This is a genomic window from Pseudomonas sp. NPDC086112 (genome assembly GCF_044746425.1).
In the GTDB taxonomy this organism is placed as follows: Bacteria; Pseudomonadota; Gammaproteobacteria; order Pseudomonadales; family Pseudomonadaceae; genus Aquipseudomonas.
This window is the reverse complement of sequence record NZ_JBIVCD010000019.1, coordinates 43,095-65,267: the sequence shown is the minus strand read 5'-3', so window position 1 is coordinate 65,267 and position 22,173 is coordinate 43,095. Positions and strand designations below refer to the sequence as shown.

The 22,173-nt window shown below is 59.8% G+C and carries 16 protein-coding genes and 1 pseudogene; 10 read left to right on the top strand and 7 right to left on the bottom strand.

Annotation, left to right across the window (positions count from 1 at the left end; translation table 11 throughout):
- Nucleotides 1–241: 241 nt before the first annotated feature.
- Both ACIPLA_RS15435 and ACIPLA_RS15430 read right to left on the bottom strand, forming a co-directional pair.
- A complete protein-coding gene (locus tag ACIPLA_RS15435; protein WP_123499794.1) occupies nucleotides 242–874 on the bottom strand; it encodes a TetR family transcriptional regulator in 633 nt (210 codons plus the stop codon).
- A 156-nt stretch (nucleotides 875–1,030) separates the two neighbouring features.
- A complete protein-coding gene (locus ACIPLA_RS15430) occupies nucleotides 1,031–1,459 on the bottom strand; it encodes a hypothetical protein (protein ID WP_401173915.1) in 429 nt (142 codons plus the stop codon).
- Between the two features lie 387 nt (nucleotides 1,460–1,846).
- Here ACIPLA_RS15430 and ACIPLA_RS15425 point away from each other — a divergent pair, with 387 nt between their 5' ends.
- A complete protein-coding gene (locus ACIPLA_RS15425; RefSeq protein WP_218397234.1) occupies nucleotides 1,847–3,922 on the top strand; it encodes an AsmA family protein in 2,076 nt (691 codons plus the stop codon).
- A 74-nt stretch (nucleotides 3,923–3,996) separates the two neighbouring features.
- Here ACIPLA_RS15425 and ACIPLA_RS15420 read toward each other — a convergent pair whose 3' ends face one another.
- Nucleotides 3,997–4,956 (bottom strand): LysR substrate-binding domain-containing protein, encoded by a 960-nt coding sequence (locus tag ACIPLA_RS15420; RefSeq protein WP_401173911.1) that lies wholly within the window; start codon nucleotides 4,954–4,956, stop codon nucleotides 3,997–3,999.
- A gap of 123 nt (nucleotides 4,957–5,079) precedes the next feature.
- Between ACIPLA_RS15420 and ACIPLA_RS15415 the strand changes: the two genes are divergently transcribed.
- The 3 genes from ACIPLA_RS15415 to ACIPLA_RS15405 all read left to right on the top strand — a co-directional run bounded on the left by ACIPLA_RS15415 (nucleotide 5,080) and on the right by ACIPLA_RS15405 (nucleotide 7,021).
- Nucleotides 5,080–5,718 carry an FMN-dependent NADH-azoreductase gene (locus ACIPLA_RS15415; RefSeq protein WP_401173909.1) on the top strand — a complete coding sequence of 213 codons (639 nt, stop codon included), beginning with the start codon at nucleotides 5,080–5,082 and terminating at the stop codon, nucleotides 5,716–5,718.
- Nucleotides 5,719–6,024: a DMT family transporter gene (locus ACIPLA_RS15410; RefSeq protein WP_401173906.1), complete on the top strand. Its 306-nt coding sequence runs from the start codon at nucleotides 5,719–5,721 to the stop codon at nucleotides 6,022–6,024. It begins immediately after the preceding gene.
- 106 nt (nucleotides 6,025–6,130) lie between these two features.
- Nucleotides 6,131–7,021: a triacylglycerol lipase gene (locus ACIPLA_RS15405; RefSeq protein WP_218397240.1), complete on the top strand. Its 891-nt coding sequence runs from the start codon at nucleotides 6,131–6,133 to the stop codon at nucleotides 7,019–7,021.
- A 121-nt stretch (nucleotides 7,022–7,142) separates the two neighbouring features.
- Here ACIPLA_RS15405 and ACIPLA_RS15400 read toward each other — a convergent pair whose 3' ends face one another.
- Nucleotides 7,143–8,030 carry a DMT family transporter gene (locus ACIPLA_RS15400; RefSeq protein ID WP_218397241.1) on the bottom strand — a complete coding sequence of 296 codons (888 nt, stop codon included), beginning with the start codon at nucleotides 8,028–8,030 and terminating at the stop codon, nucleotides 7,143–7,145.
- Between the two features lie 97 nt (nucleotides 8,031–8,127).
- Between ACIPLA_RS15400 and ACIPLA_RS15395 the strand changes: the two genes are divergently transcribed.
- From ACIPLA_RS15395 to ACIPLA_RS15385, 3 genes are all read left to right on the top strand, one after another.
- Nucleotides 8,128–8,916, top strand: a complete 789-nt coding sequence (locus tag ACIPLA_RS15395) for a helix-turn-helix transcriptional regulator (protein ID WP_218397243.1) — start codon at nucleotides 8,128–8,130, stop codon at nucleotides 8,914–8,916.
- 72 nt (nucleotides 8,917–8,988) lie between these two features.
- Nucleotides 8,989–9,294 (top strand): PsiF family protein, encoded by a 306-nt coding sequence (locus ACIPLA_RS15390; RefSeq protein WP_123499780.1) that lies wholly within the window; start codon nucleotides 8,989–8,991, stop codon nucleotides 9,292–9,294.
- Between the two features lie 232 nt (nucleotides 9,295–9,526).
- Nucleotides 9,527–10,540 (top strand): AI-2E family transporter, encoded by a 1,014-nt coding sequence (locus tag ACIPLA_RS15385; RefSeq protein WP_218397245.1) that lies wholly within the window; start codon nucleotides 9,527–9,529, stop codon nucleotides 10,538–10,540.
- Between the two features lie 136 nt (nucleotides 10,541–10,676).
- Here the strand turns inward: ACIPLA_RS15385 and ACIPLA_RS15380 are convergent, their stop codons facing one another.
- Nucleotides 10,677–11,951, bottom strand: a complete 1,275-nt coding sequence (locus tag ACIPLA_RS15380; protein WP_192345911.1) for an Hsp70 family protein — start codon at nucleotides 11,949–11,951, stop codon at nucleotides 10,677–10,679.
- Between the two features lie 297 nt (nucleotides 11,952–12,248).
- Here ACIPLA_RS15380 and ACIPLA_RS15375 point away from each other — a divergent pair, with 297 nt between their 5' ends.
- Nucleotides 12,249–13,196 carry a DnaJ C-terminal domain-containing protein gene (locus ACIPLA_RS15375; protein WP_123499867.1) on the top strand — a complete coding sequence of 316 codons (948 nt, stop codon included), beginning with the start codon at nucleotides 12,249–12,251 and terminating at the stop codon, nucleotides 13,194–13,196.
- Between the two features lie 24 nt (nucleotides 13,197–13,220).
- Nucleotides 13,221–13,526 (top strand): chaperone modulator CbpM, encoded by a 306-nt coding sequence (locus ACIPLA_RS15370; RefSeq protein WP_192345908.1) that lies wholly within the window; start codon nucleotides 13,221–13,223, stop codon nucleotides 13,524–13,526.
- A 135-nt stretch (nucleotides 13,527–13,661) separates the two neighbouring features.
- Here the strand turns inward: ACIPLA_RS15370 and ACIPLA_RS15365 are convergent, their stop codons facing one another.
- The gene (locus ACIPLA_RS15365; protein ID WP_401173899.1) at nucleotides 13,662–14,789 is read right to left on the bottom strand and encodes a sensor histidine kinase; all 1,128 of its coding nucleotides are present in this window, start codon (nucleotides 14,787–14,789) and stop codon (nucleotides 13,662–13,664) included.
- Nucleotides 14,790–15,032: 243 nt separating this feature from the next.
- Between ACIPLA_RS15365 and ACIPLA_RS15360 the strand changes: the two genes are divergently transcribed.
- Complete coding sequence (locus ACIPLA_RS15360; protein WP_401173896.1) at nucleotides 15,033–20,291, top strand: dermonecrotic toxin domain-containing protein; 5,259 nt, start codon at nucleotides 15,033–15,035, stop codon at nucleotides 20,289–20,291.
- Nucleotides 20,292–20,353: 62 nt separating this feature from the next.
- On the opposite strand, the pseudogene ureC reads toward ACIPLA_RS15360, so the two are convergent.
- Nucleotides 20,354–22,053, bottom strand: a pseudogene (ureC, locus tag ACIPLA_RS15355) (urease subunit alpha).
- Nucleotides 22,054–22,173: the final 120 nt, after the last annotated feature.

The following is a 22,173-nucleotide window of genomic DNA, read 5'->3' as shown; positions in this document are numbered from 1 at the left end:
GACAATGCTCAGGGATAGAGCAAGGGGCTTGCCAATCGGGGGAAGCGTAGGAAATGCCTGTCGGGGCGGAGTGGGAGGGCGGGAAGCTGGATTAACTTGGTGCGAATTATTGTTGAGCGCACCAAATTGCAGCGAAGTAGAGGGTCCATGTGGGAGCGGGCTTGCTCGCGAAGGCAGTCTTCCAGTCACATGGATGCTGGATGTACCGACGCTTTCGCGAGCAAGCCCGCTCCCACAGGGATTACTCGGTGCTGCCCAATCCCTGCCAGTGCTTGAGGCCAATAAAGATAAACCGCAGCTGCTGAGTGATTTTCGCCTGAGGTGTCAGATGCTCCGGCAACGCCTGAGCCGGTGGATCGATGATGTCCGGCAAGGTGGCGAACACGCTTTTGACGATCAGATCAGCCATGACGCTCAAGCCTGCGATGTCCAGATGCTGCAGTTTCGGCATCAGCGACAAGTCCGCCGCCAGGTCCGAGCTGATGTCTTCGCGCAAGCGGCCAATGGCCTGGCGCACTGGCAATGAGCCGCCGTACTGCTCGCGGGCAAGAAACAGGAACTGGGAGCGATTGGCCGTGACCACGTCGAGAAAGATCCGTACCGAGGCATCGATGATGCCGCCCATGACGAACTCGTTATGGCGCACCAGGCGGATGGTTTCACGGAAGGTCTGACCGACTTCGCTCACCAGCACCAGGCCCAGTTCATCCATGTCGGCGAAATGCCGGTAGAAACCGGTGGGTACGATCCCGGCGGTTCTGGTCACTTCGCGCAGGCTCAGGCTGCCGAATCCTCGGCCGCTTTCCATCAAGTGGCGGGCAGCGTCCATCAGGGCGTTGCGGGTCTGTTGTTTCTGTTCGGCGCGGGGCAGCATCGCAAGGGTGTTTTCTGGACAAGACAGCGGCGCACTCTAGCAAATCGGCTTCGCTGGCGTCGAACGACTATCGGGAGATCACGCGGGGAAATGCAGCGTCTATAAAGTCAAAAGCCCAATCCGGGGATTGGGCTTTTTTTCGGGGCCGCCATGGGCTTAGCTCACAGCGCTGTTGCGTTCGATCACACGGTCACCACCACCTTCAGCCAGGGTTTGACCCTGTGGAGTGCGATCGGAACCGTCAGCAGCCAGGGTTTGGCCTTGTGGAGTGCGGCTGGAACCGTCGGCAGCCAGGGTCTGGCCTTGTGGAGTGCGGTCGGAACCGTCAGCGGCCAGAGTTTGGCCTTGTGGAGTACGATCCGAGCCATCTTGAGTGATCAGGCCTTTTTCTTTCAGGCGATCATTGCCACCTTCGGCCAGGGTCTGGCCCTGTGGTGTGCGGTCGGAACCATCGGCGGCAACGGTCTGGCTGAACACCGAGCGGCTTTCTTTGACTTGTGGAGTGGCCTGATCAGCGGCCGGCAAAGCAAAAGCGGTGCTGGCTAACATCGAGAGGGTCAGGCTAAGCAGTAATTCGCGTTTCATGATGGGTTGCTCCTTGGGAGGGCGATAAAGTGGGTACGAGAGCAATGCTACTCTCGATAAGTCGATACAAAAGTTCATAAACGCAATGGTAATAATCAACAGAATTGATTGTTCGGCCGCAGCGCTCTAGAACGGTTGTTTCCGGCGAGCTTTTTTGCACTGAGGTGGGTGTTTTCGACCCACTCTCGCTTCGCAAAAGTGCGGGTGCGGTAACGCCGGATGAGGGGGCAGGATGTCCCCGGCCGATTATTTGAGTGTTAAGTGCCTATTCGGTTAAACCTGCGCGCCATTTCCCAGTCCTAGATTTCATGGCAGGCCGGTTCTGGCCTAACGTTTCATCAGTGCGTCGCTGTCGGGACGCTCAGTCGTATTCAGGAGCCCTGTGCAATGACGCGCACTCGTAAAATTCTCGCCTGGACTTTCGCCAGCCTTGTTGTCCTGCTGGCCGTCCTGGTATTGATCATTGCGTTCTTCGATTGGAACCGGATCAAGCCGCCCCTGAACGCCAAAGTGTCCGAAGAACTGCATCGTCCGTTCGCCATCAATGGCAATCTTGCGGTGATCTGGCAGCGCCAGACTGACGAGGGCGGCTGGCGGGCCTGGGTGCCGTGGCCGCATGTGGTGGCTGAGGACCTGACCCTGGGCAATACGGACTGGTCGAAACAACCGCAGATGGCCACCCTCAAACGCGTTGAGCTGCGCATTTCGCCGCTGGCCTTGTTGGTGCAGCGGGTGGTGATCCCGCGTATCGACCTGAGCGAACCCAATGCGAATCTGCAACGTCTGCCCGACGGTCGCGCCAACTGGACGTTCAAGTTCGACCCCAAAGACCCAAACGCCGAGCCTTCGAACTGGGTGCTGGACATCGGGGCCATCGGCTTCGACAAGGGCCACGTCACGCTCGACGACCAGAAGCTGAAGACTCAGCTTGATCTGCTTGTCGATCCGTTGGGCAAGCCGATTCCATTCAGCGACATAGTCGGAGACAAGGCAGCAAAAAAAGCGGTTGAAAAGGGTGGTTCGCCGCAGGATTACGCCTTCGCATTGAAGGTCAAAGGCCAATACCACGGTCAGAATCTCGCGGGCGAGGGCAAGACCGGCGGTTTGCTGGCTTTACAGGACGCCTCCAGGCCGTTTCCGCTTCAGGCGCAAATGAAGGTCGCCGACACCAGCGTCGAGCTGGCCGGTACGCTCACCGATCCATTGCACCTCGGTGCCCTGGATCTGCGCCTGAAACTGGCCGGTGCCAGCCTGGGTAATCTCTATCCACTGATCGGCGTGACCCTGCCGGATACTCCGCCTTACGCCACCGACGGGCACTTGATTGCCAAGCTGCATGAGCCGGGCGGGGCGGTGTACCGCTATGAGGCGTTCAACGGCAAGATCGGCGAGAGCGACATCCATGGCAACCTGACCTACGTGGCGAGCCAGCCGAGGCCCAAACTCAGCGGGGCGCTGGAGTCCAATCAACTGCTGTTTACCGACCTGGCCCCATTGATCGGTGCCGATTCCAACGCCAGGCAAGAGGCCCGCGGCGGCGAAAGCAAGCAGCCGGCGGACAAGCTGCTACCGGTCGAGGAGTTCAGGACTGAACGTTGGCGCGACATGGACGCTGATGTGGAATTCACCGGCAAACGCATCGTCCACAGCGCAAAACTGCCGTTCAACGATCTCTATACCCACGTGGTGCTGACCGATGGTGTGCTCAGCCTCGAGCCCCTGCGTTTCGGCGTGGCCGGTGGCAATCTGGATGCGCAGATTCGTCTGGACGGACGCACCGAGCCTTTGGAAGGCCGGGCCAAACTGACCGCGCGCAAGTTCAAGCTCAAGCAGCTGTTCCCCACCCTGGAGCGGATGAAAACCAGTTTCGGTGAGCTTAATGGCGACGCCGATCTTGTCGGTCGGGGCAACTCGGTAGCCAAACTGCTGGGCACTGCCGACGGCAATTTGAAGATGCTGATCAATGACGGCGCGATCAGTCGTGAGTTGATGGAGTTGGCGGGGCTCAACGTCGGCAACTATGTAGTGGGCAAGATCTTTGGCGACAAGGAAGTGAAGATCAACTGCGCGGCGGCCGATTTCGAGATCAAGGCCGGTCTGGCGACCACGCGGCTGTTCGTCTTCGATACCGAGAATGCAATCGTCTATGTCGACGGCACGGCGAACATGGCGACCGAGCAACTGGACCTGACTATCTCCCCGGAATCCAAGGGCTGGCGTTTGATTTCGCTGCGTTCGCCTCTGTATGTGCGGGGCAAGTTCATCAAGCCGGATGCGGGCGTGAAACCGGTGCCGTTAATGCTGCGCGGGGCCGGAATGGTTGCGCTGGGTGTGATTGCCGCGCCGGCGGCGGGCTTGCTGGCGCTGATAGCGCCCAGCGGTGGTGAGCCGAATCAGTGTGCGCCGTTGCTGGAGCAGATGAAGGCCGGGAAGGCGCCGGTGACGGTCAAGCCCACCAAGTAATTGGGTGTCTGCGATGACGCCTTCGCGAGCAAGCCCGCTCCCACATTAGACCGCGTTCAGACAGGCAACGCGGTCTAATGTGGGAGCGGGCTTGCTCGCGAAAGCGCTCTGGTAGGCGCTGCCTCAGGCTGCGATCTTGGCAATAGACCAGACAACCTGGCCTCCTCCTGCAACCACGCAAAAAACGCCCGCACCGGCGGATGCCGTTCGCGGCCCGGTACGCACAGTGCGCTGTATCCGGCCCCGTCGACCTGAATATCCCCTCGATAAGGCAGCAGCAAACCGCTGGCCACACTTTCCGACACCAGAATGTTGCTTGCCAGCACCAGGCCTTGTCCGGCGATGGCAGCTTGCAGGGCGTAATGCTCTTCGTCGTACTCACGCACCGCCGGTTGTTCGGTCAGCCAGGTTTCGCCGGATCGTGCACACCAGGCCTCCCAGCCATGGGCGTACAGCTTGGAGTTGTGCCAATGCACGCTGATCAGGGTCGGTACCCGACTGGGCGCCAGGGCCACTTGTTCAGGCGAGCCATAGACCCCGAAGGATTCGTCGAACAGGCACAAACCATACAGGTTCGGGTAATCGTCGAGGCTGTAACGCAGCGCCAGATCGACGCTGGCGTCCTGATGTAAATCGATCACTTCACAGTGAGTGTCCAGGCGCAGGCTGATGTTTGGATGGCGGGCGTAAAAACGTCCCAGCCGCGGTACCAGCCAGAGGGCGGCGAACGCGGCTGTGGTGGAAATCGTCAGGTTCGTGCCGCTGCGTTGCGGGCGCAAGGTATCGACGCTTTGCGCCACTTCCAGCAGGGCGCCGTGCAGACTGCGGAACAGCCGTTCGCCGCACTCGGTGAGGCGCACCTGCCGTGGCAGTCGCTCGAACAACGGCACGCCGAGCCAGTTTTCCAGGGAGCGGATCTGATGGGAAACCGCCGTCGGCGTCACCGAGAGCTCTTCGGCGGCGGCCTTGAAGCTCAACAGGCGCGAGGCGGATTCGAAGGCGCGTAGGGCGGTCAGCGGCAACGAGGCAAACATCTTAAAACTCCATGGATGAAATGGATTCATCCAGACTGATTTTTGTTCATTTGAAGATAGACGGTCACGCGCTTCAAGCTGCAACCACAAGCCGTTTCAGTTTAGCCCTTCAAGGAGATTCAGATGAGCAGAATTCTTGCCATTCACGCCAGCCCCCGTGGCGAACGTTCTCATTCGCGGCGTCTGGCCGAGGTGTTTCTTTCGGCCTGGCAGGTCCGCAACCCACAGTCGCAATTGACCCGCCGTGAAGTCGGTCGGGCGTTGATTCCGGCCGTCAACGAAGCGTTTGTGGCAGCCGCTTTTCATCCCGAGCCTGACGCACGACCGCTGTCGATGCAGGCCGACCTGGCACTCAGCGATGAATTGGTGGGGGAGTTGCTCGGCCACGATCTGTTGGTGATTTCCACCCCGATGTACAACTTCAGCGTGCCCAGCGGCCTCAAGGCCTGGATCGACCAGATTGTGCGGCTCGGGCTGACGTTCAATCACACCCTGGACAACGGCATCGCGCAGTACGAACCGCTGGTGCGGGGCAAAAAGGCGTTGATCGTCACCAGTCGCGGCGGGTTCGGCTTCGGCCCCGGCGGTGAACTTGAAGCGATGAACCATGCCGACCCGTTTTTGCGCACCGCGTTGGGGTTCATTGGCATCACCGACGTCACGGTCGTTGCCGCCGAGGGCGAAGAGTCCGCCGAACGCACCTTCCAGGTGTCCGTGGCCGAGGCCGAGCAGCGTTTGCTGGCGCTGGCCAGGGCGTTCTAGATGGCCTGGTTGTTCTTGCTGATCGCCGCCGGGTTCGAAGTCACCTTCGCCATGGGCATGAAGTACGCCGAAGGCTTCACCCGGCTCTGGCCCTCGGTGATTACGGTGGCGGCGGCGGTGGGCGGGATTTACTTTCTGACCCTGGCCATGCGCGAATTGCCGGTGAGCATCGCCTACCCGATCTGGACCGCCATCGGCTCACTGGGCACGGTGTTTCTAGGCTTTGCGCTGCTTGGCGAAAGCCTGACCGCGCTCAAGCTGGTGTCGGTCGGGCTAATAGTGGCGGGCGTGGTGGGGTTGAAGTAAGCGATGTCATAGACTGGTCGTTGAGTTGTCATCTTGGGTGACGATGCTTGGCTGACGCCTTGCATCCAGCCTTGCTTCATCTCACCGATCACAAGGATGTTCATCCATGTCGCAAGGTTCCGCCACGCGTTACCCGTTGGTATTGGTCCCGGGGATGCTCGGGTTTATCCGCTTGTTGTTCTATCCCTATTGGTACGGAATCATTTCGGCGCTGCGCCGGGATGGGGCGACCGTCATCGCGGTGCAGGTCTCGCCGCTCAACTCCACTGAGGTGCGCGGCGAACAATTATTGGCACGGATCGAGGAGATTTTGCGTGAAACCGGGGCCGAGAAAGTCAACCTGATCGGCCACAGCCAGGGCTCGCTGACCGCCCGTTACGCTGCGGCAAAACGCCCGGACCAGGTGGCTTCGGTGACTTCGGTGGCCGGGCCGAATCACGGCTCGGAGCTGGCGGACCATCTGCACACCCATTATCCGGCTGACAGCGCCAAGGGCCGGCTCCTGAGCTTTTTACTGTGGTTGATCAGCGCGCTGATGTGCCTGCTGGAAACCGGCTATCGCGGGCCGAGACTGCCGGTGGATATCCCGGCTTCGCATCAATCCCTGACCACGGCGGGCGTGGCGCTGTTCAATCAGCGTTATCCACAGGGCCTGCCTGAAGCCTGGGGCGGGCACGGCCCGGAAATGGTCAATGGCGTGCGTTATTACTCCTGGTCCGGGACTTTACAACCGGGCAAGACCGATCGCGGGTGTAACCTGTTCGACGGGACCAATCGCAGTTGCCGGTTGTTTGCCAGGACCTTTGTGCGTGAGGCGGGGCATTGCGACGGGATGGTCGGGCGTTACAGCTCGCATTTGGGGACGGTGATCGGTGATGAATACCCGATGGATCACTTCGATATCGTCAACCAATCGCTGGGGTTGGTGGGCAAGGGTGCAGAGCCGGTGCGGTTGTTTGTCGAGCATGCGGCGCGGTTGAAAGCGGCCGGGGTTTAGCAGTCAAACCGCGTTATCGTTCATCGCGAGCAGGCTCGCTCCCACAGGTTTTGTGTCGGACGCCGGCAATGAGCATGACGCCAAACCTGTAGGAGCGAGGCTTGCCCGCGAAGGCGTCATATCAGGCAACACTGACCCTACGACCAAGCACCGTGGTCCAGCGCTCCGACAAAATCACCCCACTCAACGTCAGCACCCCACCCACCAGGTGATACAGCGCCAACTGCTCATGCAGCACCACCGCCGCAATCAGCGCCGTAATCAACGGCAGCAGATTGAAAAACAGCGTGGTCCGGCTCGGCCCCAGGCGCACCACGGCCTGCATCCACGCCAGCGGCGCAAGCATCGAGGCCAGCAGGCAGGCGTAGAGCACCAGCGGGATGTTCTGCAGGGTCGGGCCGACTTTCGGTGAGGCGAGGAACAGCGGAAACAGCACCACCACCGCGACCAACACCTGTAAATACAACAACACTAGCGGCGGCAAACGCAGCTGCCATTTTTTCAGCAGGGTGCTGTAAATCGCATACGCCAGCGTGGCGATCAGCATCATCGCGTCACCCAGGTTCACCCCGTGTTCCAGCAACGCGCCAAGGCTGCCGGACGACACCACCACCAAAACACCCGCAAACGACAACACCGAGCCGGCCAGTGCACCGGCGGTCAGGCGTTGGCCGAGGCTGACAATCGCCATGGCCAGCGACATCAACGGCATCAGCGACAAAATGATCCCCATGTTGGTGGCCGAAGTCAGCGTCGCAGCGAAGTAAGCCAGGCTTTGATAAACCGCCATACCGAGTACGCCGAGGATGAAAATCCTGCCCAGATTCGGGCGGATCAACGGCCAGTGGGCGATCACCGGTTTAAGCATGAAAGGCGTGAACAGCATTGCGGCCAGTAGCCAGCGGTAGAAACCGATTTCGGCGGGAAAGATCGCGCCGACCGCGAGTTTGTTGATCACGGTGTTGCCGGCCCAAATGAAAATGGCCAGCAGGGGATAAGCGTATTGCATCGGGGAAAACCAGAACGTTAATGAAGGGTGATTATCCGCTTGTCTGTATCAATGCTTATACTGCGATCCAGACAATCTGCCTCTGATTCCGGACAGCATGAACAGCAAACACATCGACCTGCTGGATTTCAGCGAGCTGCCGGCCCCGGTCTATTTCCGTTATGCCGACTTCAACACCCATGAATACGCCTCGGCCCACCATCACCCTTGGGGCACCCTCGAGTATTCGGCCAATGGGGTCTTGCACATGGAAATCGGCAGCCGCCGCTTCATGTCGCCGCCGCAATACGCGGTGTGGGTGCCGCCCGGGACCGAGCACAGTTTCTATAGCAATCAGCCGATCAACTATCGCGCGGTCTGCCTTGCGCCGGCGCTGTGCCGTGATCTGCCGCAGCAGGCTTGCACCCTGGCGATCAGCGACATCCTCAAGGCGATCCTGAAAGACTTCGCCGCCCGCGATGTGAAAATTCCCGAGCACGATGCTGACAAGCGTCTGGCTCAAGTGCTGGTGGACCAACTGCGACAGGCGCCGATGCATGAGTGTTATTTGCCTTACGCCAGCAGTCCCGGGTTGCTTGGAATTCTTGAGGCCTTGCAGGCCGAGCCTGGGGATAACCGACCATTGGGGCACTGGGCCGCGCAAATTCACGTCAGCGAACGCACGTTGGCCCGGCAGTTTGTCCGCGAGTTGGGCATGAGTTTCGGGGAGTGGCGGCAACGCTTGCGGTTTCTGGCGGCGATCGAAGCGCTCGATAGCCAGCGCAGCATTCAGGAAATCGCCTTCGACATGGGGTACAGCACCGGCTCGGCATTCATTGCGATGTTTCAGCGTCAGGCCGGGTGCACACCTGAGCAATATCGACGCAGCCATCTCGATAGCAGGTGAACGTGTAACAGGCTTTGTCTACACTCCGAAACGAGGCCGCATCCATCGGTGCGGCAACAAGGAGAACACTCCATGAAGATGTTGCGTGCCCCGTTGTTGATGGTCGGTTTGCTGCTCTGCTCCCAGGGTTTCGCCGCCACTGCCCAACAGAACAAGATGACCACCTGCAATGCCGAGGCTACCGCCAAAAGCCTCAAGGGCGACGAGCGCAAAGCCTTCATGAGCACCTGCCTCAAAGCCGCGCCGGCCGCCGATGCCGCCAAGCCCATGACCCCTCAACAAGAAAAGATGAAAACCTGCAATGCCACGGCGACCGCCCAGGCCCTCACGGGTGATGCACGCAAAACCTTCATGAGCGATTGCCTGAAGAAAAAATAAGCAGCGCGGTCAGCTCGGGAGGCTTTGTGGCGGTTGTGCTGGCCCCTTCGCGAGCAAGCCCGCTCCCACATTTATTCTCAGGCGTGCACAGAAGGTGTGTTCACAGGAGATCCAGTGTGGGAGCGGGCTTGCTCGCGAAGGGGCCGGTAAGGTCGACCGACACAATCCCTAGTGCTCGCCCCGGAACGCTGGCAGACTGCCAATCCTTTTACGTCGTTCGTTTTGAGGCTGTATGTCAGCGTTTTCTCAGCGTCAGGTCTTGTTGCTTATCAGCTGGGTCATCATTTTTGGTGGTTTGCTGCTGGTGCTCCCTCTGCGATTACTGCCCAGCCTGCTGGCCGGGTTGTTGGTGTTTGAACTGGTCAACATGCTCACGCCGCAATTGCAGCGGCTGATCGAAGGCCGCCGTGCGCGCTGGCTGGCGGTGGCGTTGCTGGGGACATTGGTGGTGAGCGTGCTGGCGCTGATCTTTGCCGGTGCGATCAGTTTTCTGCTGCACGAGGCAGAAAACCCTGGTGCTTCTCTCGACAAATTCATGGTCGTGGTCGACCGCGCGCGGGGGCAGTTGCCGCCGTTCATCGACGCTTATCTACCGGCCAGTGCCGCCGAGTTTCGCGTGGCCATCGGCGAGTGGATGAGCAAGCACCTCAGCGACTTGCAACTGGTGGGCAAGGACGCGGCGCACATGTTCGTGACGCTGCTGATCGGTATGGTGCTGGGGGCGATCATTGCCTTGCAGCGAGCGCCGGATGTGACCAAGCGCAAACCGTTGGCCGCGGCGCTGTTCGACCGTTTGCACCTGTTGGTCCAGGCGTTTCGCAACATCGTTTTCGCCCAGATCAAGATTTCCCTGCTCAATACCTTCTTCACCGGGATTTTTCTCGCGGTGGTCCTTCCGATGTTCGGGATCAAGCTGCCGCTGACCAAAACCCTGATCGTGCTGACCTTCCTGCTCGGCCTGCTGCCGGTGATCGGCAACCTGATGTCGAACACCTTGATCACCATCGTCGGCTTGTCGCTATCGATCTGGGTGGCGGTGGCGGCGCTGGGTTACCTGATTGTTATCCACAAGCTCGAATACTTCCTCAACGCGCGCATCGTCGGCGGGCAGATCAGTGCCAAGTCGTGGGAGTTGCTGCTGGCAATGTTGGTGTTCGAAGCCGCGTTCGGCCTGCCGGGGGTGGTGGCGGGGCCGATTTATTACGCGTATCTGAAGAGTGAGTTGAAGCAGGTGGGGATGGTTTGATCAGGTCGAATGCATTGCCTGATCTGACGCCTTCGCGAGCAAGCCCGCTCCCACATTCGACCGAGTTCCTCCAGATGGAATGCGGTCGAATGTGGGAGCGGGCTTGCTCGCGAAGCAGGCGCAGCGGTCTTTCAGGTCAATCCATCGGGCCGTAACGCTTGGCCGCCTCGATCGCCAACCCGCTGCCGATGCTGCCGAAAATGTTCCCTTCCACATGCCGCGCATTCGGCAACATCGCCGAGACGCTGTTGCGCAGTGCCGGAATCCCGCTCGAACCGCCGGTGAAGAACACGGTGTCCACCTGATCGACCCGCACATTGGCGTCTGCCAGCAATTGGGTCACGCTGTTGCGCACTCGCTCCAGCAGATTGTCGATGGCCGATTCGAACAGTGCCCGGCTCAGTTCCACGCTCAAACCCGGCTCGATCCGGTCCAGTGGCACATGGCGGCTGTCGGCGTGGGTCAATTGAATCTTGGTTTCTTCCACTTCCATGGCCAGCCAGTGGCCAGCGCGCTGGTCGATCAGCTTGAACAGGCGATCGATGCCGCCGGTGTCTTCGATGTCGTAACGCATGCTGCCCAGGGCCAGGGTCGACTTCTGCGAATACACCGAGTTGATGGTGTGCCAGGTCGCCAGGTTCATGTGGTGGCTGGTGGGCATGTAGGCGCCGCTTTTCATGCGGCTGCCGTAGCCGAACAGCGGCATCAGGCCTTGCAGGCTCAGCTGTTTGTCGAAATCGGTCCCGCCGATGTGCACGCCACCGGTGGCGAGAATGTCGTCGTGACGGTTGTCGTGGTTGCGGCGCTCAGGCGACAGGCGCACCAGCGAGAAGTCCGAGGTACCACCGCCGATGTCTACAATCAGGACAAGCTCTTCTTTTTCGATGGTCGACTCATAGTCGAACGCCGCCGCAATCGGCTCGTACTGGAACGAGACGTCCTTGAAGCCGATGGCGCGGGCTACATCCACCAGGGTGTTTTCTGCTTCCTGGTCGGCCATTTCATCGTCATCGACGAAAAACACTGGCCGGCCCAGCACCACTTCCTCGAATTCCCGACCGGCAGCGGCTTCGGCACGCTTCTTCAACTGGCCGATGAACAAGCCGAGCAGGTCCTTGAACGGCATCGCCGTGCCGAGGACGCTGGTGTCGTGCTTGATCAGTTTGGAGCCCAGCAGACTCTTGAGCGAGCGCATCAGCCGGCCTTCATAGCCTTCCAGATACTCGTGCAGCGCCAGCCGGCCGTACACCGGGCGGCGTTCTTCCATATTGAAGAAGACCACCGAGGGCAGGGTGATCTTGTCGTCCTCCAGCGCGATCAGCGTTTCCATGCCGGGGCGCAGCCAGCCGACGGTGGAGTTGGATGTGCCGAAGTCGATACCACAGGCACGGGCTGGAGATGCGTTTTTCATGTCTTTCAGGTTCCGGTTAAAAAACGGCCGCGCAGTGTATGTCAGTGCGGCGAAGATTCGTAGGCCGACTATCCGTTAAATCGCAGCGCTCAGCGCTTGAAAGATGCCCAATCACCCCCAAACTTCCCTGCATAGACTTGGCAACCCCTGGGGCGACTGCAAGAACCGCGCCCTGCTGCCGATAAACTTCTGATGCGCTGCCCGGTCACAACCTTGAGATCGGTCAATCCAAACGCTGCAAACAAGAGCATGCTGTGCCTGGCCGCGCGATTTCGATAATGGATGGTGATTCCCTCGATGGACTTCAAAGACTATTACAAGATTCTCGGTGTGGAGCCGACTGCTGACGATAAGGCGATCAAGGCCGCCTATCGAAAGCTGGCGCGCAAATACCACCCCGACGTCAGCAAGGAAAAGGACGCCGAGGCCAAATTCAAGGACGCTTCGGAAGCCTATGAAGCGCTGAAAAGCGCCGATAAGCGCGCCGAATACGACGACTTGCGCAAATACGGCCACCACGGTCAGCCCTTTCAGGGCCCACCGGGTTGGCAGAGCCGTGGTGGTTTCGGGGGGGGTGGTCAGGACACGGGCGATTTCTCGGACTTTTTCAGTTCGATCTTCGGCAACCGTGGTCCGGGTTTCGGTGGTGGTGGACGGTCGGGCCATAGCGCCGGACGTCGAGGGCAAGACGTGGAAATGGAATTACCGGTTTTTCTGGAAGAAACCCTCTCGACCGAATCGAAGAAAGTCAGCTTCCAGGTGCCGCATTACAACGCTGCCGGCCAGCATGTCAGCAACACCAGCAAAAGCCTGAACGTGAAGATCCCCGCTGGCGTGACCGACGGTGAGCGCATCCGCCTCAAGGGCCAGGGCGCTCCGGGCATCGGTGGCGGTGCCAATGGCGACTTGTACCTGACCATCCGTTTTGCGCCGCACCCCAAATTCGACGTCGAAGGCGAGAACCTGATCATCACCTTGCCGCTGGCTCCGTGGGAGCTGGCGCTGGGGACCGAAGTCGCGGTGCCGACCCTGACCGGCAAGATCAACCTCAAGGTTCCGGCCGGTAGCCAGAATGGCCAGCGCATGCGCGCCAAGGGCCACGGCCTGCTGCACAAGGCCGGTCACCGTGGCTACCTGTTCGTGCAGCTCAAGGCAGTGATGCCGAAAAAACTCGACCATGACGTCAAAGAATTGTGGGAGGAGCTGGCGAAAAAAGCCGCTTTCGATCCGCGAGAGAACTTTTGATTTCGAGATAAGGAGTAGCCAATCATGAGCGACCCCGTGATCGTTCTATTGGACCTGGCAGAATTCTGCGAGGCGACCGAACTGTCGGACGTGCATGTGATCGAGATCGTCGAACACGGCATCCTCGAACCTCAGGGAGCACAGCCCAAGGATTGGCGTTTCACCGATTATGAGCTGGTGCTGGCCAAGCGCGCTGCCAAGCTGCGGCGCGATCTGGAGCTGGAATGGGAAGGCGTCGCCCTGGCGCTGGATCTGCTGGAAGAAGTCCAGCAACTGCGGGCCGAGAACCGCATGCTCAAGCAGCGGTTGGGGCGGTTGCTGGTCGAGTAATCGTTCTGGTGTTTTTGTGTTGTCTGTCAGGTCGCCTTCGCGAGCAAGCCCGCTCCCACAGGGGATTTGCGGCGTACACAAATCAAATGTGGGAGCGGGCTTGCTCGCGAAGAATGATAACGCGGTCTACCGCCGTCAGACCTTCCTGGGCAACACCACGGTAAACATCGTGCCATCGGCCTCATTGGAGCTGACGTCGATCGTCCCTTGATGGGCCTTGACCACTTCCTTGACGATGAACAGTCCCAGACCAAGGCTGGTGGTCGGCCCGTTGAGCGCTTCGTTGGCACTGCGTACCAGCGGATCGAAAATCGTGGGGAGCGCCCCGGGTGGAATCGGCGCACCGTCGTTGTGCACGGTGAGCCGAACGCTGTCCGCTTCGCCCTTGAGGGTCAGCTTGACCGCGTTGTTGCTCGAGCCGTGTTGCAAGGCATTGCCGATCAGGTTCTGCAGCATCTGATTGAGCTTTCGGCCATCCCACACACCTTGGGTATCGCCTTCGACGCTCAATGTCGGATCGCATTGCGGATGAGCAGCGCAGGCCTGGGCAATCGCTTCACGCGCCGTATCGGCCAGATCCATGGGCGCCGGTTCGATCGGCAGGCTCTTGCCCAGGCGACTGCGGACCAGCTCCAGCAAATCGCCAATCATCACCGCCATGTGGCGGGTGCCACGCTTGATGTGGAGCGCGCAGGTCAATGCGTCGCCCTCAAGGTTGGTTTTACGCATCAGGATTTCGGTGGACATGCTCACCGCTTGCAGCGGTGCGCGCAGGTCATGGCCAAGAATTGCCAGAAAAATGTCCCGGGAATGATTGACCTGCTCGGCATAGGCCGCCGTAGATTCGGCCAGGGCTTCGTCGATGGCTTCGTTGAAACGGATCATGTCCTGGAAATAGGCGATGTCGGGGGAGTCCAGGCTGTTGACCCACAAGCGGATCACGCAGGCGCGCAGATGACGGAACTCGCTGGTCATCTGTACCAGATCAAACCCCACGGTATGCCGCAGCTCGCCATGGCTGGCGCCGGCTTCGTCCAGGCTCGGGGTCTTTTCCGGGCCTTCGCCACGGGCTTTGGCCAGCTGTTCGCTGGCGCTCTGGGGCTTGGTCATGTCCCGCGCAGCCGCCAGCAGAATCGACCTTGAATGGTCGCGCAGTGCGGTGCGGTCCATGGATTCGGCGGCAGGGGTGATGGTTTTGGCGAATTGCTCCCATTCATCGACGATGCGGTCAACGTGTAACACGATGAATTCGGAAAGGCGCATGGCGGTTACCTGAGTGCGAGACAGCGAGTCGCATAGTAGCGCTTTTGACTGCGAAAAGAAGACCGCTCACCGGTTGGCATAGGCCCGCGGCTGCGTGGTGGTATCTGTGTATTTTCGGCCACATGATTTTCGAAGGGTCCAGTGCCTTTTCAAGGGGGGGCCTTACCCGATATTTGGTCTTTTGTTTTGGCCGAGGGTGAATAAAGCTGTTGATTCCCGACCTGACAGCAAGGTGATTGAACAGTGGCTGATTTGCATGGAAGCAATTCGCTGGAATCTGAAGCATCTCAAATCGAAAACAACGGCAAGCATTACAGTCGCGTACTCGATGTTATCCCGGACTCGATCAGGCGTGCATCGGCGCCAAGGTTGAAAGCCCTGACGGAACTGGATCCACAGACTCCCGATTGGTATGGCGAGGCGCGAGCCATTGACCGCCAACAGCTTAAAGCATTGATTGAACGGCGCTGGCGCCTGCAGGCCGTGCTGGACAAGACGCTGGCTGATTTGCAACAGGAGATAAAGGCATTCGCCGAGCCTCTGCTCGGTTCGTTATTAAAAGAAAACTTTAATGTGGTCGAAAACGTTGATGATTGGGTCGTGCAACTTGAAGTGCCGAGCAAGATTATCTTCGGCATCGATACCGGCGCCAGTCGCGTCCGCTCATCTACCTTGTTGGAGGCGGCATTACATAATTTCGAAACGTCAGAAACCGAGGAAGATGCATGGCGCAGCAGCTCGGGTATCTATCGCAAGGATGCCCGTGGCGTTTTTGCGCGGGTCCCGCAGATCACGTTGCCAAGGTTTGCGTCGTTATGCCGAAGTCTGAATATTGGTGAGCAATACCAGCAACACATCAAATCCATCCTGTTGCCCGCAACACCCATGGCGCAGCGAACCCTGCAGCAAGATTCAGTCGCCAGCGAGAAGGCAGCCTTTCAGGTGGCGGCGCTGGTTGCCCGGTTGAAGGGCGATATCAGCGATCATGCCTACGCCAAACTGTGCGATGTCTGTGAAAGCCGTGCGGGTGTCACCTTGTACGACCGCCCGTTGCACGCTCATCGTTTATCGCTGATGGGTTTCAGGTTGACCGGCATCGTGTTGTTCAGCGCGGTCAGCGAACCGTCGCAGATCAAACGCGCCATCGATGCCCTGACCCCCGTCACCTTGAAGTTCTGGCTGGACTGGTCGCAGCGCATTCCAGTGTTGCCAGGGCGAGAATACGAGCAATACAAACTGTTGCAGGCGTTCTTTGCCAATGGCGCGCAGGGTGTGGACGATGAACTGTTGCGCAGAGAAGATATTTACCGGCAGAGCCGTTTATCCGGTCCGCTGATCGCTTATGTGCCAGAGGATCCGCAACAGCCGTTGAAGGAATACCCATCGCTGGCCGCGTTCATGACAACCCTGCTCGGTCAGTTGCGAAATACCGGGTACCAGACCTTTTTCAGCCGATTTGTGGCACACAAAGATAAAGGGCACTTTTTTGCCCGGGTCAACGAACGCCTCACGACCTTCACCTGGCAGCAGCGCGAACCTCTCGACATGGGCCCGTGGTGGCGCGAAACGGCGGTCGAGAACCCCAACGCAGAACCGTTCACCAATCTCATTACCGGTGAGTTGTGGCAGACACTGTTTCTCGAACGCCGCGACAAGGCCATTGCCGATGCGCGATGCATCGCCGTGCCGACCGACGACGAAGACGCCACCGCCCGCTTCAAACGCTTGACCAGCTATCTGTCGGTTGGCTGGAACCTCTTCAATTTCACCGCGATGCTGGTGCCCGGTCTTGGCGAAGCCATGCTGGGAATCATGGTCGCGCAGATGCTCGCGGAACTGGCCGAGGGCATCGAAGACTGGAGTAAGGGTGATAAGGCGCAGGCCTCGGCGTACATCAACGGCGTGTTGATCAACTTTGCGCAGTTGGCGCTCATGGGCGCCGGGCACGTTTTACCCAGTGGCAGGCTGGCCCCGATCAACATCTCGCCATTTGTCGAAGATCTCAAACCGGTGGAGGTGGCCGGCAAGGAGCGGTTGTGGAGCCCGGACCTGAAACCCTATGAACAAGCGATGGTCTTGCCGGTGGATGCACCGGTCAGCGAAGAGGGCCTGTTGCGGTATCAAGAACAGGACCTGCTGCGGCTCGACGACAAATGCTATGCGCTGATGCAGGATCCGGAGACCGGGCAGCATCGCCTCCAGCATCCGAGCCGGCCCGATGCTTATCAGCCGCTGCTGGAGCACAACGGCGCCGGCAGCTGGAAGACCGAACTTGATCAACCGCTTGAATGGGACAAGAGCCGGTTGCTCCGGCGTCTGGGGGCTTCAGTGGATAGGTTCTCCGATGAAACCCTGGAACACATCTCGGTCGTCAGTGGCGTGCATGAGGATAGGTTGCGCTGGCTCCACGTGGAGCACGAAACGCCGCCCGCCTCATTGCGCGACACGCTTAAGCGCTTTAACGCGTATGCCGATGCCGAGGATTGCGCAGGACGAATTCTCGGCAATCGGATCGATGACGAATGGGCTGAGCTTGTACCGCGGTTCATGACTGAGGTGCGGGGCTGGCCCGAGGGCAAGGCCATCGAGTTTTTCGACGCAGCGAATCTGTCAGGCTCGTCGATCAAGGAGGGTTTTGCCAGTGCGTTACCGGCGCATACATTGCGCATGAGCCGACAGGAGCTTGTCGCCGGAATGTTGCCTGAGCGGGTTGTCGAGTTCCTTGATGAGCATGAGCTTCGTGAACTCCTTGGCCAATGGCTGGGCGGTGACCGTCAGGCGCGTATCAAGGCCACCCGGGAGCTGCTTGGCGGGCAGGCACGACAATCGCAACGACGACTTTTCGATTACCTGTATTCGCGTCGCGAACGCTCGGACAATCTGTTGGTGCGACGGCTCAAAAGCGACTATCCGGATCTGTCGATCAGCATGGCAGAGGATCTGTTGCGTCATGCCGATCCCGCGGACTTGCAACATTTGAACGAGAAACAACGCACGCCCCTGAACCTGGCGCAACAGGCCCGACACGCGGAGCAGCAAATGCGCTTGGCTCGCGCTTATGAAGGGCTCTACCTCAAAGAACTGTACAGCACCGACACGACGCGGCTGGCCTTGCACTCGCTTGAGACCCTGCCAGGCTGGCCGAGTGATCTGCGGCTGGAAATTCGCGAATACTCGGCTCAAGGCCGGTTATTCGACAGTATCGGCCCGGTGGACGCACCGATGCGCAAGCTGTTGATTCTCGGGGAAGACGGCCAATACCAGGCACGGGATGCGCTCGATCAGCACCTGCATGGTGACGACACACTGTATGCCGCAGTGCTGCACGCGTTACCCGATACCCAGCGCACGACCCTGGGCTTTGATATCCACGAGGCGCAACGGTTGGAAAACAGGATCCAGGCACATCCGCTGGCGCGCGACCGATTTGAGCCTGTATTGCTGGAAAACCCTGTTCTCAAGCCTTTTTATGATCCGGCCATCATGCGTCTTCGTGGCGGTATGCAACGTTACGCGCAGCAAGCGCCGCACGGTTTGGGGTTGCGTCGTCGAGCCTGTTCGCTATATCCGGGGTTCACACAAGAGCAGGTCGAGACCTTGCTGGCGGGGTTCACTCAGAATGGCGGCTCGGCGCATGAACGTCTTGCAGCGCTGGAGGTTGAGTTCAATCAGTTGAACCGGGCGCTGCAACGCTGGTTGAAATCGCCCACCGCCTCGTTTCGATTCAGCTCGGCGGGCCTGGCGGAGGGGCGGTCGCGAAACCTGCTCTATAAAGCGATCAGGCAATGTTGGCGCCGAGCCGGGTCACCGGGACCCGAGGCAGCGGGTGTGGTTCTGCCCCAGGCATTGCTGCTGGACAACATTCCAATGATGGGTCGCCACCTGGCGACCCTGCCGAAGCTGGAAGCCAACTTTGACCATGTCACCATGCTGAGCCTGAGCAATGGCGAGCTTACTGCGCAGGCTGAGCCTTTTTTGGAGGCGTTCCATCGGGTCAGGCAACTCAACCTGCAAGGCAATCGGCTGACCACCCTTCCTCAGGTGGTCAGTGACATGAGCCATCTCACCGATCTGTACCTCAGTGACAACCGCATCGAACTGGATGTGCTGGCGGTCGCACGTCTGAAGAGGTTGACCCGCCTGAGGTCTTTAGACTTGAGCGGCAACCCGTTGAAGCTCAGCCCTGACGTCAGTCGGATGCCAGGCCTGCAGACACTGTTGCTAAGCGAGACGGGCCTGGACAGTTGGCCCGTAGGTCTGTTTTCCCAGCCGCGCCCCCACAATATTCATCTGGATTTGCGCTATAACCCGATCATTCGGGTACCGGATGTCGCTCCCGGCTCATTTCGCGCCGAATTGTTGGCGCGCACATTGATCAGTCAAGAGCCGCGCTGGATCTCGCCGGACAATCTGAACACCCTCAGGTTATACATCGAGTCGGTCGGCCTGGACCCCGAGCGTCTATATCCGCCCCGAGGCACGCTGGACAGTTTGGAGTGGTCCCAGGGGCTGACGGAGTCGCAATGGCTGGCCGGGCAGAAAGTCTGGTACGACGTTGAGGATGAATTCGACTCGCTACCGTTCTTCAATGAAATCCGCAGGCTCACCCAGTCCGCCGACTTCACGGCCGGCGGCGCGTATCGGGTGGACTTGACCGCCAAGGTCTGGCGGATGCTCGAGGCCATGGCACAGAACAGCGAACTGCGGGTCAGGTTGTTCGCCGAAGCCGCCGCGCCCACCGAATGCGTGGACGGTGGAACCCAACTGTTCAACGCCATGGGGGTGCAGGTGCTGATCCATGAGGCCTATGCCCTGGGTCGTCTGGACCTGATCGAACCACAATTGCTGGAACTGGCGCTGGGCAAGTCTCGCCTCGATGAGATCGGCGCCATCGCCCGTCAACGGGTCGCCGCGCGGGTGGCGGCAGGCGAGCAGTTCCGGCGGGTTGACGAACATGACAATGTCACCGGCACGATCGATGAAGTGGAAGTCCACTTGGCCTACATGACCGACCTGGCCGAGCGTCTGTCTCTGCCATGGCAGGCCCGGGGCATGCAGTTCCGCAAGATCGCCGGGGTGACCCGGCAGATGATTGACGCGGCGTTCGAGCGGATCGTGGCGCTGGAGGAAGGTGATCTGCTGCCGGATCGGTTGCTTGAGCAACCTGTCTGGAAAACCTGGCTGGAGACTTCGTACCCTGATGAACTGAATGGCTTGAAACGACGGATTGACGCCATCACCGAGTTACAGGAGGCGTTGCTACGTCGGGCCGAGGCGGTTGCCCCGAAGGCGAAGTCTGCCCTGGATGTGCAGGTCAACCAGTTGTGTCGCGAGTTGGGCAACGACGAAAACGACTTCGCCGAGGGGCAGCTCATGAGTGACGATGACTACACCCAGGCGCTGGAGGACATCGATCAGCAAATCAGGCAACGGCTGAGAATACTGACCCGGCAAGCGATGGATCGGGCCCGCTTAGCGCTGCTTGGGGTTGCACATCGTTAGCAGCAAAACCAAAGGCCTCGACACAGATGTTCGAGGCCTTTGCTTGTGACGTATCCAGCGACTCAAAACAGGAAGTAGCGCTGAGCCATCGGCAGGGTTTCTGCCGGTTCACACCACAGCAACACCCCATCGGCCTTGACCTGATAGGTCTGCGGATCGACATCGATGTTTGGCAGGTAATCGTTGTGAATCAGATCGGTTTTCTGCACGTCACGGCAACCTTTGACCACCGCGATTTTCTTTTTCAGGCCCAACGCTTCGGGCAAACCGGCCTCCTGCGCCGCCTGGCTGATAAACGTCAGGCTGGTGGCGTGCAGCGAGCCACCGTAGCTGGCGAACATCGGGCGGTAGTGCACCGGCTGCGGCGTCGGGATCGAAGCGTTGGCGTCACCCATCAGGCTGGCCGCAATGGCTCCGCCCTTGAGGATCAGCGTCGGTTTGACCCCGAAAAACGCCGGACGCCAGAGTACCAGATCCGCCCATTTACCCACTTCCACCGAGCCCACTTCATGGCTGATGCCGTGGGTGATCGCCGGGTTGATGGTGTATTTGGCGATGTAGCGTTTGGCGCGGAAGTTGTCGTTGCCTTCGCCATCACCGGGCAGCGGGCCGCGCTGCTTTTTCATTTTGTCGGCGGTCTGCCAGGTGCGCGTGATGACTTCACCGACCCGACCCATGGCCTGGCTGTCGGAGCTGATCATCGAGAACGCGCCGAGGTCGTGGAGGATGTCTTCGGCGGCAATGGTTTCGCGGCGAATGCGGCTTTCGGCGAAGGCCACGTCTTCGGCATGCTCGGGTCCAGGTGGTGACAGACCATCAGCATGTCGAGGTGTTCGTCGATGGTGTTGCGGGTGAACGGCCGGGTCGGGTTGGTCGAACTCGGCAATACGTTGGCAAAACCGCAGGCCTTGATGATGTCCGGGGCATGGCCGCCGCCGGCACCTTCGGTGTGGTAGGTATGGATGGTGCGGCCCTTGAAGGCGGCGAGGGTGGTTTCGACGAAGCCCGACTCGTTGAGGGTGTCGGTGTGGATCGCCACTTGAACGTCGTACTGGTCGGCCACGTTCAGGCAGTTGTCGATGCTCGCCGGGGTGGTGCCCCAGTCTTCGTGCAGCTTGAGGCCGATGGCGCCGGCCTTGACCTGCTCGATCAGCGGTTCCGGCAGGCTGGCGTTGCCCTTGCCGGTGAAGCCGATGTTCATCGGGAATGCATCGGCGGCCTGAAGCATGCGCGCCAGGTGCCATGGCCCGGAGGTGCAAGTGGTGGCATTGGTGCCGGTGGCCGGGCCAGTGCCGCCGCCGATCATGGTGGTGACGCCGCTCATCAATGCTTCTTCGATCTGCTGCGGGCAGATGAAGTGGATATGCGTGTCGATGCCGCCGGCGGTGAGGATCATGCCTTCACCGGCAATGACTTCGGTGCTGGCGCCGACGGCGATGGTGACGTTCGGCTGGATGTCCGGGTTGCCGGCCTTGCCGATGGCGGCGATGCGCCCATCCTTGAGGCCGACGTCCGCCTTGACGATGCCCCAGTGGTCGATGATCAGGGCGTTGGTGATCAGGGTGTCGACAACTTCTGCCGCCAGCAATTGGCTCTGGCCCTGGCCGTCGCGAATGACTTTGCCGCCGCCGAATTTCACTTCTTCGCCGTAGGTGGTGAAGTCCTGTTCCACTTCGATCCACAGCTCGGTGTCGGCCAGACGGACCTTGTCACCGACGGTGGGGCCGAACATGTCGGCGTAGGCTTGTCTTGAGATTTTCATGCGCTTGCCTTGGGATTCAATTGGATTTGAGACTGTTCGCTTCGCTCACAGATTCGCGGGCAAGCCTCGCTCCTACAGGGGGATGTGATCAATTGTAGGAGCGAGGCTTGCCCGCGAAGG

Coding starts and splice junctions, on each gene's coding strand:
- ACIPLA_RS15435 (WP_123499794.1), bottom strand. CDS start 874: ATGCTGCCCCGCGCCGAACAGAAACAACAGACCCGCAACGCCCTGATG.
- ACIPLA_RS15430 (WP_401173915.1), bottom strand. CDS start 1,459: ATGAAACGCGAATTACTGCTTAGCCTGACCCTCTCGATGTTAGCCAGC.
- ACIPLA_RS15425 (WP_218397234.1), top strand. CDS start 1,847: ATGACGCGCACTCGTAAAATTCTCGCCTGGACTTTCGCCAGCCTTGTT.
- ACIPLA_RS15420 (WP_401173911.1), bottom strand. CDS start 4,956: ATGTTTGCCTCGTTGCCGCTGACCGCCCTACGCGCCTTCGAATCCGCC.
- ACIPLA_RS15415 (WP_401173909.1), top strand. CDS start 5,080: ATGAGCAGAATTCTTGCCATTCACGCCAGCCCCCGTGGCGAACGTTCT.
- ACIPLA_RS15410 (WP_401173906.1), top strand. CDS start 5,719: ATGGCCTGGTTGTTCTTGCTGATCGCCGCCGGGTTCGAAGTCACCTTC.
- ACIPLA_RS15405 (WP_218397240.1), top strand. CDS start 6,131: ATGTCGCAAGGTTCCGCCACGCGTTACCCGTTGGTATTGGTCCCGGGG.
- ACIPLA_RS15400 (WP_218397241.1), bottom strand. CDS start 8,030: ATGCAATACGCTTATCCCCTGCTGGCCATTTTCATTTGGGCCGGCAAC.
- ACIPLA_RS15395 (WP_218397243.1), top strand. CDS start 8,128: ATGAACAGCAAACACATCGACCTGCTGGATTTCAGCGAGCTGCCGGCC.
- ACIPLA_RS15390 (WP_123499780.1), top strand. CDS start 8,989: ATGAAGATGTTGCGTGCCCCGTTGTTGATGGTCGGTTTGCTGCTCTGC.
- ACIPLA_RS15385 (WP_218397245.1), top strand. CDS start 9,527: ATGTCAGCGTTTTCTCAGCGTCAGGTCTTGTTGCTTATCAGCTGGGTC.
- ACIPLA_RS15380 (WP_192345911.1), bottom strand. CDS start 11,951: ATGAAAAACGCATCTCCAGCCCGTGCCTGTGGTATCGACTTCGGCACA.
- ACIPLA_RS15375 (WP_123499867.1), top strand. CDS start 12,249: ATGGACTTCAAAGACTATTACAAGATTCTCGGTGTGGAGCCGACTGCT.
- ACIPLA_RS15370 (WP_192345908.1), top strand. CDS start 13,221: ATGAGCGACCCCGTGATCGTTCTATTGGACCTGGCAGAATTCTGCGAG.
- ACIPLA_RS15365 (WP_401173899.1), bottom strand. CDS start 14,789: ATGCGCCTTTCCGAATTCATCGTGTTACACGTTGACCGCATCGTCGAT.